This window comes from Streptomyces sp. NPDC048523 (genome assembly GCF_043199815.1).
Taxonomy (GTDB): Bacteria; Actinomycetota; Actinomycetes; order Streptomycetales; family Streptomycetaceae; genus Streptomyces.
On sequence record NZ_JBICWQ010000002.1, the window covers coordinates 623,782 to 641,582 of the forward strand.

At 72.6% G+C, this 17,801-nt stretch carries 14 protein-coding genes; 13 read left to right on the forward strand and 1 reads right to left on the reverse strand.

The genetic code is table 11. The features are described from left to right. Nucleotides 1-330: 330 nt before the first annotated feature. From ACGFWE_RS11840 to ACGFWE_RS11885, 10 genes are all read left to right on the forward strand, one after another. Nucleotides 331-1,320: a DUF3068 domain-containing protein gene (locus tag ACGFWE_RS11840; RefSeq protein WP_352383522.1), complete on the forward strand. Its 990-nt coding sequence runs from the start codon at nt 331-333 to the stop codon at nt 1,318-1,320. 193 nt (nt 1,321-1,513) lie between these two features. Continuing rightward, on the forward strand, nt 1,514-2,698 hold the full coding sequence (locus ACGFWE_RS11845; protein WP_352383524.1) for a glycosyltransferase family 4 protein: 1,185 nt from the start codon (nt 1,514-1,516) through the stop codon (nt 2,696-2,698). Further along, nucleotides 2,695-3,435 carry a class I SAM-dependent methyltransferase gene (locus ACGFWE_RS11850; RefSeq protein ID WP_352383526.1) on the forward strand — a complete coding sequence of 247 codons (741 nt, stop codon included), beginning with the start codon at nt 2,695-2,697 and terminating at the stop codon, nt 3,433-3,435. The genes ACGFWE_RS11845 and ACGFWE_RS11850 overlap by 4 nt, the downstream gene beginning before the upstream one ends. Further along, nucleotides 3,432-7,625 carry an alpha-(1->3)-arabinofuranosyltransferase family protein gene (locus ACGFWE_RS11855; protein WP_393600195.1) on the forward strand — a complete coding sequence of 1,398 codons (4,194 nt, stop codon included), beginning with the start codon at nt 3,432-3,434 and terminating at the stop codon, nt 7,623-7,625. The genes ACGFWE_RS11850 and ACGFWE_RS11855 overlap by 4 nt, the downstream gene beginning before the upstream one ends. After that, a complete protein-coding gene (locus ACGFWE_RS11860) occupies nt 7,622-8,986 on the forward strand; it encodes a condensation protein (protein WP_393599574.1) in 1,365 nt (454 codons plus the stop codon). Before ACGFWE_RS11855 ends, ACGFWE_RS11860 begins: the two co-directional genes overlap by 4 nt. Next, nucleotides 8,983-9,717, forward strand: coding sequence for a methyltransferase domain-containing protein (locus tag ACGFWE_RS11865; protein ID WP_393599576.1), 735 nt, complete (start codon nt 8,983-8,985; stop codon nt 9,715-9,717). Before ACGFWE_RS11860 ends, ACGFWE_RS11865 begins: the two co-directional genes overlap by 4 nt. A 24-nt stretch (nt 9,718-9,741) precedes the next feature. Then, nucleotides 9,742-10,647: a hypothetical protein gene (locus tag ACGFWE_RS11870; RefSeq protein WP_393600196.1), complete on the forward strand. Its 906-nt coding sequence runs from the start codon at nt 9,742-9,744 to the stop codon at nt 10,645-10,647. After that, nucleotides 10,644-10,853, forward strand: a complete 210-nt coding sequence (locus tag ACGFWE_RS11875) for a Trm112 family protein (RefSeq protein ID WP_352383532.1) — start codon at nt 10,644-10,646, stop codon at nt 10,851-10,853. Before ACGFWE_RS11870 ends, ACGFWE_RS11875 begins: the two co-directional genes overlap by 4 nt. Continuing rightward, nucleotides 10,850-11,683 (forward strand): FkbM family methyltransferase, encoded by an 834-nt coding sequence (locus ACGFWE_RS11880; protein WP_352383534.1) that lies wholly within the window; start codon nt 10,850-10,852, stop codon nt 11,681-11,683. Before ACGFWE_RS11875 ends, ACGFWE_RS11880 begins: the two co-directional genes overlap by 4 nt. Then, nucleotides 11,649-12,248, forward strand: coding sequence for a hypothetical protein (locus tag ACGFWE_RS11885; RefSeq protein WP_393599579.1), 600 nt, complete (start codon nt 11,649-11,651; stop codon nt 12,246-12,248). The genes ACGFWE_RS11880 and ACGFWE_RS11885 overlap by 35 nt, the downstream gene beginning before the upstream one ends. A gap of 324 nt (nt 12,249-12,572) precedes the next feature. Here ACGFWE_RS11885 and ACGFWE_RS11890 read toward each other — a convergent pair whose 3' ends face one another. After that, nucleotides 12,573-13,631, reverse strand: coding sequence for a MerR family transcriptional regulator (locus tag ACGFWE_RS11890; RefSeq protein ID WP_393599581.1), 1,059 nt, complete (start codon nt 13,629-13,631; stop codon nt 12,573-12,575). A 126-nt stretch (nt 13,632-13,757) separates the two neighbouring features. Here ACGFWE_RS11890 and ACGFWE_RS11895 point away from each other — a divergent pair, with 126 nt between their 5' ends. The 3 genes from ACGFWE_RS11895 to ACGFWE_RS11905 are packed head-to-tail and all read left to right on the forward strand — an operon-like array spanning nt 13,758 to nt 17,691. After that, the gene (locus ACGFWE_RS11895) at nt 13,758-14,630 is read left to right on the forward strand and encodes a RimK family alpha-L-glutamate ligase (protein ID WP_393599583.1); all 873 of its coding nucleotides are present in this window, start codon (nt 13,758-13,760) and stop codon (nt 14,628-14,630) included. A 57-nt stretch (nt 14,631-14,687) separates the two neighbouring features. After that, nucleotides 14,688-16,133 (forward strand): acyl-CoA synthetase, encoded by a 1,446-nt coding sequence (locus ACGFWE_RS11900; protein ID WP_393599585.1) that lies wholly within the window; start codon nt 14,688-14,690, stop codon nt 16,131-16,133. Beyond that, a complete protein-coding gene (locus ACGFWE_RS11905; protein ID WP_393599587.1) occupies nt 16,126-17,691 on the forward strand; it encodes a carboxyl transferase domain-containing protein in 1,566 nt (521 codons plus the stop codon). Before ACGFWE_RS11900 ends, ACGFWE_RS11905 begins: the two co-directional genes overlap by 8 nt. The last annotated feature ends 110 nt before the right edge of the window (nt 17,692-17,801 follow it).

Here is a 17,801-nt window from a genome sequence, read left to right on the forward strand (position 1 = left end):
GGTTCCCCGACCCGGCACCCACCCTGCCTGTCGGCCCAGTCTCGACAAGAGACTGACAATCCGTCAAGACGTTGACACCCCGCGCTGAAACGCCATACGGTCTCCGGCCCAAGGGCCCTGTCGTCACACTCCCGCCTGCCGAGCGACGCCTGGCACGCCCATCTGCGGCGTTGTCGTCGGTTGCCGACGCTCCGCGTCGACGCCCTCCTCCGCCTTGCAGCTGCACGCACCAGACGCCGCTCGGCCCGCCCTACGGGCGGACGACGGGAGTGTGACGACAGGGCCCAGAGCGGCCCGAACTCCGTCATCTCACGCCCCTGGAGTGTCCGGATGCGCCGTACAGCCTCTCCAATCTCCCTGATTCTGCTGGGACTCGGCACGTTCTTGCTGGTACTGGCGCCGTTGCTCGCGTGGTACGTGGCACCGCGGGCGGCCGTGAATCCGATCAACATCGACCAGACCGCGGTCTACCGCGGGACGGGCAGCGTCTTCGACACCGAGAAAGTGAAGACGGTTCCCGATCAGCGGATCACCGTCACCCAGCGGGTGCGCGCCGACGTCGAGGACAGTGAGCGCAGCGACGGAGCCGCGGTGTGGGACGTCACCACCACCGTCGACACGGACAAGTCGCTGCCGGCCTCCGACCCGCACGACGCGCTGGAGTTCGTCCCGCACCGCTGGGTCATGGACCGCAAGACCAACAAGCCGGTGCACTGCTGCGGCGAGAAGCCGTACATCGAGGGCGAGGCCTACCTGAAGTTCCCCTTCGACGTGCAGCGACGCTCCTACCAGTGGTGGGACAACTCGCTCGGTTCGACGGTGACTTTGCGTTACCAGGGTACGAAGAAGGTTCAGGGGTACACGGGTTACCGGTTCACCGGCACGGTCGCCCCGGCGAAGGTCGGGACACGGCTCGTGCCGGGCACGATCGTGGACCAGCCCGGCCGGCCGCAGGTGCTGGCCGAGGAGTGGTACTCCAACCACGGCATCGAGCTGGTCGTCGACCAGCGCACCGGCCGGGTGGTCTACGCACAGGTGGGCCCCAAGCGCACCCTGCGGGCGCCCGGCGCGAAGAAGGACGCCGTGGTCCTGCTGGACAGCCCGAAGATCGCGTTCACCACCGCGACCCAGAAGGAAGCGGTACGGCTGGCCAAGCGGGACAGCGGTCAACTGCGCGCGGTGGGCGAGACGTTGCCGATCGGGACTGCTGTGGCTGGATTCGTACTGGCTGCCGTGGGGGTCGTTTTGGTGGTACGGGGACGCAGGCGCCCCGAGTCCACCGATATGAGCGGTACGCCCGAGCCCGTCCTCACGAAGTGACTGGACGTCAGCTCTAATAAGCCCGGAAATTGTCACGTACGTGAGTAGCCACGGCGTACGGGTGGGCGAAAACTGTGCCACCCCACCCAAGCACAACCCGTCCACACCCTCCTCCTAGGAAGCACTCAGTCCCCCCACAACCAGCCTGAAAGACACTGCTGAGTTCCGCACCCTGAGACGAGTTGGAGCACCCATGCCCCAGCACGTGCCCCACCAGCTGCGCAGCGCGCTTCCCCAGGCGTCGCAGCTGCAACCCTCTTCGCACGGCCCGCACCACTCTTCGGCGCTCCCCCCACCTCCGCGCCGAATCGTTTTTCTCGCCCATCGTGACCTCGACAATCCGGCCGCCGGCGGCTCCGAGCTCCTCGTGGACCGGCTCGCCGACGGACTGACCCGCCTGGGCCACCAGGTGACCCTGCTGTGCGGCGGCCCGGCCTCCTACCGGGACTACCGGGTCGTGTCGGCGGGTGGCGAGTTCGGCCACTACCTGCGCGCCCGTACCGCCTTCGCCCGCCAGGTCGGCGAGACGGACCTGCTGGTCGAGGTCTGCAACGGCATGCCGTACCTCGCGCCCCTGTGGCACCACGGCCCCACGCTGTGCCTGGTCAACCACGTGCACACCGACCTGTGGAAGATGCGGTTCGGCGGGCCCCTGGCGCCGGCCGCCCGGATCGGCCGAAGACTCGAACACTGGGCGCTGGCCGGTGCGGCGGCCCGGCACCGGAGTCTGCTGGTCGCCGTGTCTCCCTCGACGGCACACGCCCTGCGGGCGATCGGTGTCGAGCGGGACCGCATCCGGGTCGTGCACAACGGCGTCGAGGAACCGGAACCGCTGGTCCGCCGCTCGCCGGAACCGCTGTTCGTGGCCGTGGGCCGGCTCGTCGAGTACAAGCGGATCGATCTGCTGCTGAGACTGTGGGAACGGGTGCGGCCGGTCACCGGCGGCCGTCTCGTGATCGTCGGGGACGGCCCCGAGCGGTCTCGGCTGGAACAACTCGCCGGTCCCGGCGTCGAGTTCACCGGACACGTCACGGAGGCCGAGAAGCACCGGCTGCTGTGCGAGGCATGGCTGCTGCTTCATCCCTCCGCCGTCGAGGGGTGGGGACTGGTCGTCACCGAGGCCGCCACCCGCGAGACGCCGACCATCGCCTTCGACGTCCCCGGACTGCGGGACTCCGTCGTGGACGGGGAGACGGGTGTGCTCGCGCGGGGTGAGTCCTCGTTCGCCGCCGCCTGGTGCACCCTCGCCCTGTCGGGGCACCGCCGTGAGCTGATGGGCAAAGCTGCCCGGGACCGGGCGGCCCGGTACCGCTGGGACCGGACCGTCAGACAGTTCCGGGCCGTTGCCGCCGAGGCGGTGAGGGGCTGGGGACCGTGACGCGGCCTCGGGCGAAGGACCCCTCTCTTCGGCGTTCCCTCACTCTCTTCCGGGCCTTCCTCCACGAACAGGACGACCCCGAGTCCTGCTACGCGCTGCTCGCCCGCGACGCCGTCGACCAGGTCGAGGCCTACGACGGTCCCGTCGCCGGCCGTACCGTCGTGGACGTCGGCGGCGGGAGCGGGTACTTCACCGAGGAGTTCCGCAGACGGGGGGCCGACGCGTTCCTCTTCGAGCCGGACGCCCGCGAGCTGGGTGAGAAACCGCCCGACTCCACCGTGATCGCCGACGGTTACCTGCTCCCCCTGCGGGACGGCGCCGCCGACGTCACCTTCTCCTCCAACGTCCTCGAGCACGTGGCCGATCCGGAGATCTTCCTGAGCGAGCTCGTCCGGGTGACCCGGCCCGGTGGGCTGATCTACGTGTCGTTCACCAACTGGCTGTCCCCGTGGGGCGGTCACGAGTGGGCGCCCTGGCACTACCTGGGTGCCGAGCGGGCCCGCGCCCGCTACCGGCGCCGTACCGGAAAGGCCGCCAAGCACACCCTCGGCGAGAACCTGTTCGCCGTGCACATCGGCCCGACCCTGCGGCTGGTGCGTGCCCGGGACGACGTCACGGTCGTCTCGGCGCGCTCCCGCTACTGGCCGTTCCTCGCGGAGACCGTCGTACGGGCTCCCGGCATCCGCGAGATCGCCACCTGGAACCTCCTCCTCATCCTCCGGCGGTGTCCACCATGACGACGTCCACGGTCCAGGCCCCTCCTCCGGCAGCCGTGCCCAGCACCGCGGTCATGTCGGGTCCTCCCGAGGGCCCGCGGTCGCGGAGCTGGCTGCTGGGGTTCTGGGCCGTGGTCTTCGTGCTGTTCCTCGCGGTGCACCCGGGCCGGCAGACCTTCGACACCAAGCTGGGCGTCACCACGGACCCCGGGCGGTTCCTCGCCGACCTGGGGCAGCTGTGGCACGACCAGGGCTCCTTCGGCGGCATCCAGGACCAGTACGTCGGCTATCTGTGGCCGATGCTGCCGTTCTACTGGCTGGGCCACGCCCTGCAGTTGCCGGTGTGGCTCGTGGAGCGGCTGTGGCTGTCGCTGATCGTGTCGGTCGCCTTCTGGGGCGCGCTCCGGCTGGCCGAACGGCTGCGCATCGGCAACGGTCCTGGAAGGCTGCTGGCCGCCGTCGCGTACGCGCTGTGGCCGACCTTCACCATCGTCATCGGCTCGACCTCCGCCGCCGCCCTGCCCGGCGCCTTCCTGCCCTGGGTGCTGCTGCCGCTGACGAACGAGCGCCACAGCGCCCGGATCGCGGCCCTGCGCTCGGCGCTCATCATCCCGTTCATGGGCGGGGTGAACGCGGTCTCCACCCTGGCCTCTCTGCTGCCCGTCGGGCTGTATCTCCTGTCCCGGCCGCCCGGACCCCGGCAGCGCAAGCTGATCGCCTGGTGGGTGCCGGGCGTGATCCTGGCGACGGCCTGGTGGGTGATCCCCCTCCTGCTGCTCGGCCTCTACGGCGAGAACTTCCTGCCGTACGTCGAGAGCGCGCACACCACGACCGAGACGATGTCGGCGACGGAGGCCCTGCGCGGGGCCGGGAACTGGGTCGCCTATCTGCACCTGGGGGAGGCGTGGCTGCCGGCCGGCTGGACCGTGGCCTCCTCGGTGATCGTGATCCTCTGCTCGGCGTTCGCGGCCGGGCTCGGTCTAGCGGGGCTGGCGCGGCGGGACCTGCCGGAGCGGCGGTGGCTGGTGCTGACCGCGCTGACGGCCGTCCTGGTGCTGCTCGCGGGGTACGGCGGCGCGTTCGGCGCCCCCTTCCACGGGGTGGTGCAGGACTGGCTGAACGGCGGTCTCGCGCCCTTCCGCAACATCTACAAGTTCCAGCCGGGGCTGGCGCTCGCCCTGGTGCTCGGCCTCGCCCATCTGGTGGGGGTGGCCTCCGAGCCGCGCGGGGCGAGAGCGGTCAGGGGCCGCCGGTACGCCCCGCTGATCGCGGCGGTCCTCGTCCTGCCCGGCCTGATGTGGCCGTATCTCAACGGCTCGATCCTGAACCCGGGTTCCTTCCAGGAGCTGCCCAGGTACTGGCACAGCACGGCCGACTGGCTGGAGAAGTACTCCCCCGACTCGCGCGCCCTCGTCGTCCCCGCGACCGCGCACGGCATCTACACCTGGGGCTCCCCCATCGACCAGCCCCTCGACGTCCTCGCCGAGTCCCGCTGGGCGCAGCGCGACTACGTCCCCTTCGGCACCCCCGGCAACCGGCGCGCGACGGACGCGGTCGAGCAGGCGCTGCTGACCGGCGGCGAGATCCCGGGCCTCGCCGACTACCTGAGCCGGGCCGGCGTCTACTACGTCGTCGTCCGCAACGACCTCGACCCGGACCAGATCGGCACCGTGTCGTCCTCGGTCGTCAAGCTGGCCCTCGAACAGTCCGGCTACGAGCGGGTGACGGGCCTCGGGCCGCTCATGACGGGCGGGAAGATCGCGAACGACACCCCGCTCCAGATCGAGGGGCTGTACCCGAGGCAGCGGGCGGTGGAGATCTACCGTCCGGCGAGCGAGGACGTGCCGCGGCCCGGACAGGCCGGCCTGCTGCCGGTCGCCGACACGGCCCAGGTGTCCGGCGGCCCCGAGTCACTGCTGCCGCTGGCGACCGAACTGCGCGGCAGGGCCACGGTGTTGACCGGTGACAACCACCCCGGGCTCGGCACCCCGGCGCTCCAGATCGTCGGTGACGGACTGCGGCGCGCGGACACCCGCTTCGGGCTCGTCAACGCGAACACGTCGTACACGTACACCAGCGACGAGCGCAACGCCTCCGGGGCCGCCCAGGACGCCGGTGAGAAACCGCACCAGATCCTGCCGACGACGGGCCAGGACCACCAGACGGTGGCGGAACTGCGCGGCGCCCGCTCGGTGACGGCGTCGTCGTACGGCAACTGGCTGTTCCACCTCCCGCAGTTCGACCCGGTCAACGCCTTCGACGGCAACCCGGACACCGCCTGGGCGGAGGGTGTCGCCGGCTCGCCGGACGGGCAGTGGCTGCGGATCGGGTTCTCCGATCCGGCGTACGACATGCCCTCGTCGTTCAAGGTGACGCCGTTGCCGCAGGACAGCGTGCGGTCGGCGGCGACCAGGGTGCGGGTGGAGACGGAGAACGGCTCGCGCACCAGCCTCCTGCGGGCCGACGGGTCGACTCAGAGCATCAAGGCCCCTCCGGGTACGACGGGTTGGATGAAGCTGACGATCGTCGACTCGGTCGCGCGGCGGACCGGGCTCGCCGGGGCCGGGTTCTCCGAGATCGACCTGCCGGACGTGCAGGTGACCCGGCTGCTGCGGCTGCCGGCCGATGCCGACGCCGCGGACTCCGCCGCCGAGGTGGTCTCCCTGCACCGGGTCCCCGACCCGGCCGGGATCTCCCCGACCGGCACCGAGGCCGGCCTGCACCGCCGCTTCACCACGGCGGCCTCGGGCACGTACTCGGTGACGGCGAGCGCGGTGCCGATCTCCGGGGAGGAGCTCGACAGGCTGCTGTACGAGGTCGCCCCCGACCAGCGCAACCGCATCACCGCGACCGCCGACTCCACGGCGACTCTCGGCACCGGCCTGTCCGCCCGCAACCTCACCGACGGCGACCTCACGACGGCCTGGATCGCGGGCGACCGCCCCACCATCCACCTCAGCTGGAACGGCAAACAGCCCATATCCGAGGTGGTGCTGGCGGCCGCGGGCGGCCTCTCCACCCGGCCCACCGAGGTCGACATCACCTCACCCGACGGCGCGACGGTCGCCGGGGTCGACGAGAACGGCGCGGTGCGTTTCCCCGCGATCACGACCGACCGCCTCGACATCACGATCACCAAGACGGCCCCGCTGGTCCTGCACAACCCGGTCGCCGACGAGGACCTCCAGCTGCCGGTGGGACTGACGGAGGCCTACCTCCCGGCCCTCGACCAGTACCGGACCCCGCAGCCGAAGGCCGACCGGACGTTCTCCCTGCCGTGCGGCAAGGGCCCGGTGATGGCCATCGACGGGAAGCTCTACCAGACGGGCGTGTCGGGCCGGATCCGCGACCTGACCGAACGGCGGGAACTGACCGTGACGCTCTGCCAGTCGGGCCGTTCTGGCGCCGAGCTGTCCCTCCCGTCCGGTGAGCACGTCGTCGAGGGCGGGGACGCCGGCCCGCTCGCCCTGACCGACATCACCCTGACCCGCGGCACGGTTGCCGAACCGACCTCCCTGTCAAGGGAGTTGCGGATACGGGACTGGCTGGGCGACCGGCGCGAGGTGAACGTGGGCTCGGGCGCCGCCTCCTACCTCACGACGTACGAGAACTACAACGACGGCTGGAAGGCCACGCTGAACGGCAAGTCGCTCACCCCGCTGCGGCTCGACGGCTGGCAGCAGGGCTGGCGCATCCCCGCGGGAGCGGGCGGCACGGTGAAGCTGTCGTACGAGCCCGCGACGACGTACGACGGCGCGCTGATCGGCAGCGGGGTCGCACTGGTGGTACTGGTGGGCCTGGTGCTGTGGCGCAGGCGCTCCCCGAACCCCGACGAGCCGCAGCCGGTGCCTCCGGCGCCGGGGGTGTGGCTCGGGGTGGTGGCGCTCACTCTGGTGGGCGTGGTGATCGCCGGGTGGTTCGCGCTGCTGGTGCCGGCCTTGGCGCTGCTCGCGTCCCGACGGCACGGGTTCCTGGTGCCGATCGCCTTCGCGGCCCTGGCGGGGGCGGGCATCGCCGCGGCGGTGGGCGCGGGAGAGCCGGTGGGCGCTTCGCACGGGGCGTTCGGGCACGTGGCCCAACTGCTGGCGCTGATCGGCCTGTTCGCGGCGCTGGTGAGCGTGGGTGAGCGTGAGACAGCCCCCGAGTCCGAGGCGCCGACACAGCAGCTGCCGCCGGTCGAGGCGAGCAAGGGGAGGACGGAACCGACATGACCCCACCGACACGCATCCCGTTCCCGGTGGTCGACGAGGTCTCCCGCCACTGCCTCCAGGAGGAGGAACCGGAGACGGTCCACATCGAGGTGCACCTGCCGGGACGGCTGGACCGGTCACGGCTCCGGAAGGCGTTCCTGGAGGCCCTGCACCGGCACCCGCGGATCCTGATGCGGGAGGCGCCGGGGGGCCGGTACCGCCGCCGCTACGAGTGGGAGCTGACGACGGAGCCGGATGTGGAGGTGGTGAGCTTCCCGGAGCCGGGGCGAGATGCATTGCGGGACGCGCGCACAAGGGCCCTGGTGGAGGCGCCTCCGCTGTCACTGTCCCCACCGATACGCCTGGAGGTGGTGGAGGGGGCGGGCCCGGCGGAAGGCAGCGAAGCAACAGACCTAGTTGGGCTGCACCCACTCAAGGGGCGCGGGGAACGGCGCGACCAGCCCCCGCCTGGCCGCAGCCAAAATACGACCGTCCTCTTCCTCACCATCAACCACACCGCCCTCGACGGCCCCGCCTGCCTCCGCATACTCGCCACGGCAGCCGAAATCTACGGCGGCAAGGACAACTCCCCGACACCCGCGCCCACTCGCCCACAAGAACCCCCCGCACCCCCCGAGAACGCCCCCTCCAATTGGTCCCGCCCCGCCCGCGTGGCGCAAGGCACTCCCGAGAACTCCCCCGGCAACGGCCTCCTCGTCACCGAACTCGCCCTCCCCCACCGCCCCAAGGGCTCCCCCTACACGGTCAACGACCAGCTCATGGTCACCACGGCCCTGACGATCGCCCACTGGAACAAGGAACACGGACAACCACCCCGCCCCCTCCGCATCACGATGCCCGTCGACGACCGCCCGAGGGACACGACGATGCCGATAGGGAACGGCACCCGCCTGGTGGAAGTCCCCTTCGCGCCGGACGAGTTGCGGCACGGCCCCGACGACATGCCCGCGTTCCTGCGCCGCACGGCACAACGCACGCGCGCCCTCAAGTCCCTCACCCGCCCCCAACTCGGCCACGGTGCGGGCCTGCTGACCGCCCCGGTCACCCCGGTGGCCTGGCGGGCGGCCCTCACCCGGGGCCTGCGCAGAGCCGCCGCCCCCTGGACCTCCACCACGCTCCTCAGCAACATCGGCCGCATCCCGTACCCCTTGGACTTCGGTGAGGAGGCCGGGCGCGCGCACGCCGTGTGGTTCTCGGCACCGGCGAGGATGCCCCGCGGCCTCACCGTCACGACCGCCTCGACCGCGGGCCGGCTGCACCTCGCCCTGCGCTGGTCACGGGCCCTGCTCAGCCACGGCGACGGCGCCCATCTGCGGGACCTGTTCGAGCACTACCTGCACACCACGGAGGTGGCCCCGTGAACACCACCGCACCCCCGCGCCGCAGCCTCAGGGACTTCTACGAGGACCCGGCCGTCCCGGTCGCCTCCGGCACCCCCCGCTCCCTGCGCCAGGCCCGCATGCTGGCCGGGGCCCTCGGCACGGCCGGAACCGCCGCGCGCACCGTCCTGGACATCGGCTGCGGCGACGGCACCGCGGCCGCCACCGCGGCCCCGCTCCTCACCGGCCACCGCATCGTCGGCGTCGACTGGTCCCAGGATGCCCTCAAGCGGGCCCGCAGCAGGCTGCCGTACGCCGTCCGCGGTGAACTCACCGGCTCCGGGCTGCCGTTCAAGGACGCCTCGGTCGACGCCGTGCTGTTCAGCGAGGTCGTCGAGCATCTCGTCGACCCGGACTCGGCACTGGACGAGATCCGCCGCATCCTGCGCCCGGGAGGCCATCTCATGCTGTCCACACCGAACCTGGCCGCCTGGTACAACCGCGGACTCCTGCTGGCCGGGGTCCAGCCCGTCTTCTCGGAGGTGAGCCTGCGGGCGATCCACGGGCGGCCGGGGCGGGAGGTCGTAGGGCATCTGCGGCTCTACACGGCCCGGGCGCTGCGGGAGTTCGTCGCGGCGGCCGGCTTCGAGGTCGTACGGCTGGAGGGGGCGCCCTTCCACGGGGTGCCGCGTCCGCTGCGCGCCCTGGACCGGCTGGCGTGTGCCAGACCGTCGCTCGCGTCGATCCTGCTGCTGCACGCGCGCAAGACCTAGGGGGCGTGGACCATGTGGTGGGGAGTGGCGGCGGCCCTGTTGGCGAACACCCTGTACAGCGTCGGATTCGTGCTGGAGAAACGGGCGCTCACCGCCCTGCCGGAGGTGACGATCCGGCAACCGGTCAAGCTGCTGGGGCTGGTGCTCCGCAGCCCCCTGTGGATCGGCGGCTCGCTCTCGCTGGCGGCCGGGTTCGGGGCGCAGCTCGCGGTGTACCGGACGCTGCCGATCGCGGCAGCGCAGGGCATCTTCGTCTCCGGTCTGGTGCTGCTGGTGCTGCTGTCGGCGCGGCTGCTGGGCGAGGAGACGACCGGGCGGGAGCGGTACGCCCTGGGCGCGATCCTCGCCGCGCTGCTCATGGTCGTGCTGTCCCTGAAGGAGGGTTCCGAACACGTCAGCCGGGACGCCCCGTACCAGCTGATCCTGCTGGTGTGCGTGCCGTCGCTGGCGGCGGGCGTGTGGCTGTACGGGTCCGCCGAGCGGCGCACGAGACACCGGCACCGGATGCCGACGACCGGTGTCGAGTACGGCGTGGCGGTGGGTCTGCTGTACGGGGTCAGCTCGCTCGCGATCAAGGGCGTGTCGAGTTATCTGACCTCAAGTGGGCTCGGCGGCGCGGTAGTTGAGCTGTTGGCCTCTCCGTATCCGTATCTCCTGTTGTTCACCGGGGCGTTCGGTCTGGTGATGTCGCAAGCGGCGCTGCAGCGCTGCCGGGCCTCGCTGATCGTGCCGGTGTGCACGACGGTGACCTGCCTGTACACCGCGGTGCTCGGCACGCTCTCGTTCGGCGAGTCCCTGCCCCACGATCCGCTGCGGCTCACGCTGCGGCTCGCGGGCACGGTGCTCGCGGTCGGCGTACTACTGAGCATGCCCAAGCACGATCCGGCGCCCCAACCGCCCATCGGTGCCAAGGAGTTGACGCCCCCATGAACCCCGACGACCCGCTGCTGCAGATCCTGGCGTGCCCGCTCGACAAGGGCCCCCTGCACCTCGTACCGCCCGACGACGTCCTCTACAACCCCCGGCTGCACCGCCGTTACCCGATCGTCGACGGCATCCCGCAGCTGCTGCCGGCCTCCGGTGAGCAGGTGACGGACGACGAACACGAAGACTTCCTGAAACGGATGACTCCATGACCGCAACGGCCCGTACCCTGGCGGCGAGAGTGGCCCCCCATCTGCCCACCCGGCTCGTCGCCGCGGCGGCCCGGGCGGTGTATCCGCGCTTCGAGCCGGAGCTGGCACGCCTGGCCGAGCTGTGCCCGGCGGACTGCCGGACGGCGGTGGACGTGGGCGGCTGGTACGGGCCGTGGACGCGCCGGCTGGCCGGGCGGGCGCGGCAGGTGGTGACCGTCGAGCCGGTCCCGCATCTGGCCCGGCTGCTGACCTCGGCGGCCCCGGCGAACGTCCAGGTCGTCCAGGCCGCCGCCACGGACCGCCCGGGCACCGCCCGGCTGTGGCTGCCGCCCGGCGACGAGGGCGACCGCGGGGTGTCCTCCCTGGTCCGGCGGGACATCCACGGCCGGGCGGTGGACGTCCGCTGCGTCACGCTGGACGAACTGGGCCTGAAGGACGTCGGTTTCATCAAGATCGACGTGGACGGGAGCGAGCTGGCGGTGCTGCGCGGGGCGACGGGAATCCTCGCGCGCGACCGACCGGCGCTCTTCGTCGAACTGGAGTCCCGGATCCAGCCGATCGCGCCGGTGGTGACGTACTTGTCCCTCCTCGGCTACGACGGCTGGGTGCTGCCCCGCGCCACCTGGGTCCCGCTGTCGGGCTTCCCCCTGGAGGCCCACCAGGAGACGGCCTCGTACGTCGTCGACCAGGGGCTGTTGCGCCGGGTCCTGCCCTTCGTCCAACGCCCGCGGTACATCAACTCGGTGCTCTTCCTGCCCGACGGCCGGCGCCCGGGTGTCAGTGCGGTGGGGGACGATGGAGAACATGCCCTCCGGAAAGCCCCCGGCTAGCCCCTTCACCGTCCACGACTTCCAGCTGGTCCTGCTGCGCCGCATGGCCGACCACAACCCCGACCTGGTGGAGGGCGCCAGACACACCCTGGGCGCGTCGATCGCGGACATGCGGGAGGCAAACAAGCGCTGGCAGGCGATGGTCCGCTCCCCGCGGGCCCGGGCCGCCGCGTCCCGGTACCGCTCGGTCCTCGGCACCCCCGAGACCGTCCTCACCCGCACGGTCGGCGACCTGGAGTGCGAGGCCTGGCTCTGGCCCGTGCCGCTCTGGCCCGACCACCGCTTCGAGATCCTGCTGGCCCCGAACGGCTCGACGGTGTGGAACGAGTGGCTGGTCAGGGCGCCGGAATCCAAGGGCCCCGACCTGCGCACCCTGGAAGACCTCACCCCCTGGTCCTGCACGGTGGACGAGGCGGCCCGGGCCTTCCCCCCGGCCCGCCCCCTGGAGGGCACGGCCCCGACCCGCTGGGGCCTGACGTTCACGGCCCCGGACGGGAAGGGCGTGCGCCGGGAGGTGGTGGCGGAGTTCACGTGGGGCTTGCTGCAGAGGCTCGCGGTGCGCTGATCGCCCCTTCAGGACAACTGTGAAGTCGTCGATCACGATCCTGCCGCCCGGGGTGAGGAGGCGGGCCGGGTCGGCCGGCGTGTCGTCGGGGGCCTTGCCGGTGCCTCCGCCATCGAGGACGAGGAGGCCGTAGGGGCCGTGATCCCTCGATGCGCCGCCAGTCGCCCTGGAGGATCCGCACGCCGGGGCGGTCGGCGAACACCTCGGCGGCGACGCGGGCCCGCGCTTGCTCGCGCTCGACGCTGAAGAGCCGTACCCCTTCCCGTGCCCCCGAGGCCGGCCACGCCGTGCCCACCCCTCAGCCTGTGCCCGGGAGCGGGCGAGTCAGGTCGTCGTCTTCACCACGTCCGCCACCACGCAGCTGACGTTGTCCGGGCCGCCCGCGGTGTTCGCCGCGTCGATCAGGGTGTGGACGGCCGTGTCGGGGGCGGGGGCCGTGGTGAGCAGGTCGCGGATGGTGGTGTCGGGGACGACGGCCGAGAGGCCGTCGGAGCACAGGAGGTAGCGGTCGCCGGGTTCGGCGTCGTGCAGTTTCAGGTCCGGGGTGCCTCCAGCGGTCGTGAGTGCCTTGAGGAGCAGGGCGCGCCGGGGGTGGGTGACGGCCTCCTCCGCCGTCAGCCGGCCCTCGTCGACCAGGGACTGGACCACCGTGTGGTCGTGGGTGATGCGGAAGAGGGCGCCGCCGCGCAGGAGGTAGGCGCGCGAGTCGCCGATGTGGACCAGGGCGAGGCGGGAGCCGGTCCAGAGCAGGGCGGTCAGGGTGGTGCCGTTCTCGTCGGTGCCGTCGGCCACGTCCCGCACCGCCTCGCTCGCCCCGTGCACGGCGTCGGCCAGGAGGTTGAGGACGTTGCCGGCCGGGAGCTCCGCGCTGTCCAGGAACCGCAGTGCCGCCACGGCCGCGCTGCTCGCGGGGGCGCCCGCCGGGCCGTAACCGTCGGCGACCGCGAGGAGGCGGGCGCCCGCGTAGGCGGTGTCCTGGTTGGCGGGGCGGACCCGGCCGGGGTCCGAGTGGGCGCAGTAGCGCAGTTCGAGCATGGTGGTGTCCTTCCTCGGCGTCGCCGTCAGCTCGTCGACGAGGAACGCGGCGAGGTCCCGCCGTACGGCCGTCTCCGCCTCGACCTGCGCCCAGTACGCGCGGATCTCGCCGGCGGCGGCAGCGGGCGGGAGCGCGCACACGGTGCGGATGCGGGCCAGCGGCATGCCGAGCCGCCGCAGCCACGCCACCAGCCGGGCCTGTTCGAGCTGGGCCGGGGTGTAGTAGCGGTAGCCCGTCTCCGCGTCGACGCGTGCCGGGCGCAGCAGCTCCAGCTCGTCGTAGAGCCGCAGCGCCTTCGGCGACAGACGGCACGCCCGCGCGAAGGCCCCGATCGTCAGCCACTCCATACGGCGTCCTCCGTTCCTCGCTCCTGATGGTGGGGCTTCACCGAGGGGGAAGGTAAACGGGTTGCCGCGGTTTCCCCCGCTGCGGTTAGCCTGCGGAACGAGCCTCCATGGGAAAGGACCCCCGCCGTGCCCCGAGTCGCCCTCGTCACCTACGACCCCCACCCGGAGCCCAGCAAGGACGCCGACCTGCCCGTGCTGGTGGCGGCGCTGCGCGAGGCCGGAGCGGAGGCGGACGCCGTGTTCTGGGACGACGGCGGCGTCGACTGGGCCGGCTACGACCTGGCCGTCATCCGGTCCACCTGGGACTACACCTGGCGGGCGGCCGAGTTCGTGGCGTGGGCGGAGCGGTGCGGCAAGGTGACACGGCTCGCCAATCCGGCCCAGGTCGTGCGCTGGAACACCGACAAGCGCTACCTCGGGGAGCTCGCGGAGGCGGGGGTGCCGGTGGTGCCGACCCGCTACCTCGCGCCCGGCGACCCGGCCGACCTGCCCGCCGACCACGAGTACGTCGTCAAGCCCACGTCCGGGGCGGGCGCGCGGTACGCCGCCCGGTACACGCCGGACCAGCACGACAGTGCCGTACGGCAGCTGGAGCGTATGCACGCGGAGGGGCTGACCGCGATGGTGCAGCCGTACATGCGGGCGATCGACGCGGGCGGGGAGCGGGCGCTGCAGTTCTTCGGGGGCCGGCTGCTGCACGCCAGCCGCAAGCGGGCCGTCCTCGCCCCCGGTACGGCCTTCGACGCCACGAAGGTCGCCCATCCGGGGCTGGAGCCCTGGACGCCGACCCCGGCCGAACGCGCCGTCGCCGAGCGCGCCCTGACCGCCGTACCGGACGCGCCGGAGCTGCTGTACGCGCGCGTGGACCTCGTCGACGGGGAGGACGGGCAGCCGCGGGTGATGGAACTGGAGCTGGTCGAGCCGAACCTCTTCCTTTTCCTGCACCCGCAGTCGCTGCGGCCGGTGGTGGAGGCGGTGCTGGCGGCCGCCCGAAGGTAGACCGGGCAGGCTCCCGACCGCACCCCGAGCAGCAACGACAGTCAAGGAGTACGACGCGTGTCCTCTCTCTTCCCGGCCCTGACCGGTGCCGCGGCGGACCGTCCCGCCCTGCGGTTCGGTGACCGCTCCCTGACGTACGCGGAACTCGCCGCCGCGACCGGTGCCCTGGCCGGTCGCCTCGCCCGGTACGACCGGGTGGCCGTCTGGGCGACCGCCGAGCTGGAGACCGCGGTGGCCGTGGTGGCGGCGCTGGAGGCCGGTGTCGCGGCGGTGCCGCTCAACCCGAAGTCCGGCGAGAAGGAGCTGGGGCACATCCTGGGCGACAGCGCGCCGGGCCTGCTGCTCGCCGCACCGGGCACCGAACTCCCTTCCGCTGTCGGCGACTTGGCGCGCATCGACATCGACGTGCACGCCACGGGCGAGCCCGCCCGCGACAACTCGGCGCAGGACGGCGACCCCGCCCTGGTCGTCTACACCTCCGGCACCACCGGCCCCCCGAAGGGCGCCGTGCTCCCCCGCCGGGCCGTCGCCACCACCCTGGACGCCCTGGCCGACGCCTGGCAGTGGACGTCGGACGACACCCTCGTGCACGGCCTGCCCCTGTTCCATGTGCACGGCCTGGTGCTGGGCGTCCTCGGCCCGCTCCGCCGCGGCGGCTCGGTCCGTCACCTGGGCCGTTTCAGCACGGACGGGGTCGCCCGCGAGCTGAACGACGGCGCGACCATGCTCTTCGGCGTCCCCACGATGTACCACCGCATCGCCGAAACCCTCGCGCATGACCCGGAGTTGGTGCGGGCCCTGGCCGGTGCCCGTCTCCTCGTCTCCGGCTCGGCGGCGCTCCCCGTGCACGACCACGAGCGCATCACGGCCGCGACCGGGCGCCGGGTCGTCGAGCGCTACGGCATGACGGAGACCCTGATGAACACGAGTGTGCGTGCGGACGGCGAGCCGCGCGCCGGGACCGTGGGCGTACCGCTGCCGGGTGTGGAGCTGCGGCTGGTGGAGGAGGACGGGGCGCCGATCACGTCGTACGACGGTGAGACGGTGGGCGAGATCCAGGTGCGCGGGCCGAACCTGTTCACCGAGTACCTCAACCGGCCGGACGCGACGGCGGCCGCGTTCACGGCGGACGGCTGGTTCCGTACGGGGGACATGGCGGTGCGGGACGCGGACGGATACGTGCGGATCGTCGGCCGGAAGGCCACCGACCTGATCAAGAGCGGCGGTTACAAGATCGGGGCGGGCGAGATCGAGAACGCGCTCCTCGAGCACCCGGGGGTGCGGGAGGCGGCGGTGACCGGGGAGCCGGACCCGGACCTGGGCGAGCGGATCGTGGCGTGGATCGTCGCGGCGAACCCCCAAGCACCGCCGTCGCTCGACGAGTTGGCGGACCATGTGGCCCGCCGCCTGGCCCCGCACAAGCGGCCCCGGGTCGTCCACCACCTCGACTCCCTCCCCCGCAACGACATGGGGAAGATCATGAAGCGGGCCCTGCATGGCTGAGCGTCTGTCCGCCCGCGAGACGGTCGCGCTGCTCACCGACGATTTCTCCGAAATCCCTTACCCCGAAAGGCAGTCCAGGCCCGACGGGCCCCTCGCCTGGCAGGGCTACGACGCCTCGCGCGCCCGCGCCGCCGGACGTACCGGCGAGCAGGAGTCGGTCATCTGCGGCACCGCGCGCGTCGAGGGCACCCGGGCCGTCCTGATCGCCTTCGAGTTCGGCTTCCTCGGCGGTTCGCTGGGCGAACGCACCGGTGACCGGCTGGAGGCGGCGTACCGGTACGCCCGCGAACACCGCCTGCCGGTCGTCCCGTTGGTGGCCACGGGGGGCAGCCGGATGCAGGAGGGCATGCTCGCCCTGACCCAACTCCAGCGCGTGGCCCGCGAGTCGGCCCTCACCCGGGCGGCGGGCCTCCCCCAGATCGCGGTACTGCGCGACCCGACCACGGGCGGCGGCTGGGCCACCCTGGGCGCGGGCGCCGACGTGATCCTCGCCCTCCCCGGCGCCCAGGTCGGCTTCGCGGGCTCCCGGGTCCGGCCTCCGGACGCGGACCCGGCGGCGTACACGGCGGAGGCGCAGGTGGCGGCGGGCGCGGCGGACGCGGTCGTACGGCCGGTCGCGCTGCGGGAGACGCTGGGCAGGTGGCTGCGCCTGCTGGCGAGACAGTCGAGCGGAGACCTCGGCGACGGGACGGCGGACGGTCATAGCGTGGCGGCGTCGGGTCGCCTCGGCGACAGGGCCGCGGCCGGTCAGACCGCCACGCCGCCGAGCACACCCCACGACGGCGCCGCGCACAGTCGTACCGCCAACTCGGCGCCCGTCCCAGCGCCCCCGGCGCCCCCCGCGCTGCCCGCGCTGCCCGCGCTGCCCGCGCTGCCCGTCGAGCCTGCCCCCGTTCCGGACCCGCTCGGCACCACCGACCTTCCCCCCACCGGGTGGGACGCGGTCCGTCGGGCCCGTTCCGCCGAGCGCCCCCGCGCGGAGGCGTACCTGGACGCCTACTTCACCCACCGCGCGGCCGTGTCCGGTGACCGTTGCGGCGGTACCGACCCGGGCATGCTGTGCGGCTTCGGTGAGCGCGAGGGCCGCACCATCGCCTACGCCGCCCAGACCGGCACGGCGACCCGGCCCGCCGGCTACCGCACCGCCACCCGTCTGATCCGCCTCGCGGACCGGCTCGGCATCCCGGTGCTCACCCTGGTGGACACCCCGGGCGCGGCCAACGACGCGGAGGCCGAACGCCAGGGCGCGGGCGCGGCCATCGCCGACCTGTTCACCACGGTCGCCTCCGCCCGGGTCCCGATCACCACCCTCCTCATCGGCGAGGGCGGCTCCGGCGGCGCCCTCGCCCTGGCGGCACCCGAGGCCACGTACGCCACACCGGACAGCTACTTCTCCGTCATCGCACCGGAACTGGCGGCGGCGATCCTGAAGCGAGCACCGGAGGAGGCCGAGTCGACGGCGGACCAGTTGCGGATCCGGCCGCAGGATCTGGCGGAGCTCGGGGTAATCGCACCACCCGAGAAAGACCTCGGCCGTGAGCGACCCCCGGCCCCCTGACTCCGTATCACCCACCTTTACGGGACGCTTACATAAGACACAAGCGACAGAAACCCCCCATTCAGCCGCACCCCGCCCGGCCCCCTAATACAGGCGCCCCCTCCCCCACC

Coding starts and splice junctions, on each gene's coding strand:
- ACGFWE_RS11840 (WP_352383522.1), top strand. CDS start 331: ATGCGCCGTACAGCCTCTCCAATCTCCCTGATTCTGCTGGGACTCGGC.
- ACGFWE_RS11845 (WP_352383524.1), top strand. CDS start 1,514: ATGCCCCAGCACGTGCCCCACCAGCTGCGCAGCGCGCTTCCCCAGGCG.
- ACGFWE_RS11855 (WP_393600195.1), top strand. CDS start 3,432: ATGACGACGTCCACGGTCCAGGCCCCTCCTCCGGCAGCCGTGCCCAGC.
- ACGFWE_RS11860 (WP_393599574.1), top strand. CDS start 7,622: ATGACCCCACCGACACGCATCCCGTTCCCGGTGGTCGACGAGGTCTCC.
- ACGFWE_RS11875 (WP_352383532.1), top strand. CDS start 10,644: ATGAACCCCGACGACCCGCTGCTGCAGATCCTGGCGTGCCCGCTCGAC.
- ACGFWE_RS11880 (WP_352383534.1), top strand. CDS start 10,850: ATGACCGCAACGGCCCGTACCCTGGCGGCGAGAGTGGCCCCCCATCTG.
- ACGFWE_RS11885 (WP_393599579.1), top strand. CDS start 11,649: ATGGAGAACATGCCCTCCGGAAAGCCCCCGGCTAGCCCCTTCACCGTC.
- ACGFWE_RS11890 (WP_393599581.1), bottom strand. CDS start 13,631: ATGGAGTGGCTGACGATCGGGGCCTTCGCGCGGGCGTGCCGTCTGTCG.
- ACGFWE_RS11905 (WP_393599587.1), top strand. CDS start 16,126: ATGGCTGAGCGTCTGTCCGCCCGCGAGACGGTCGCGCTGCTCACCGAC.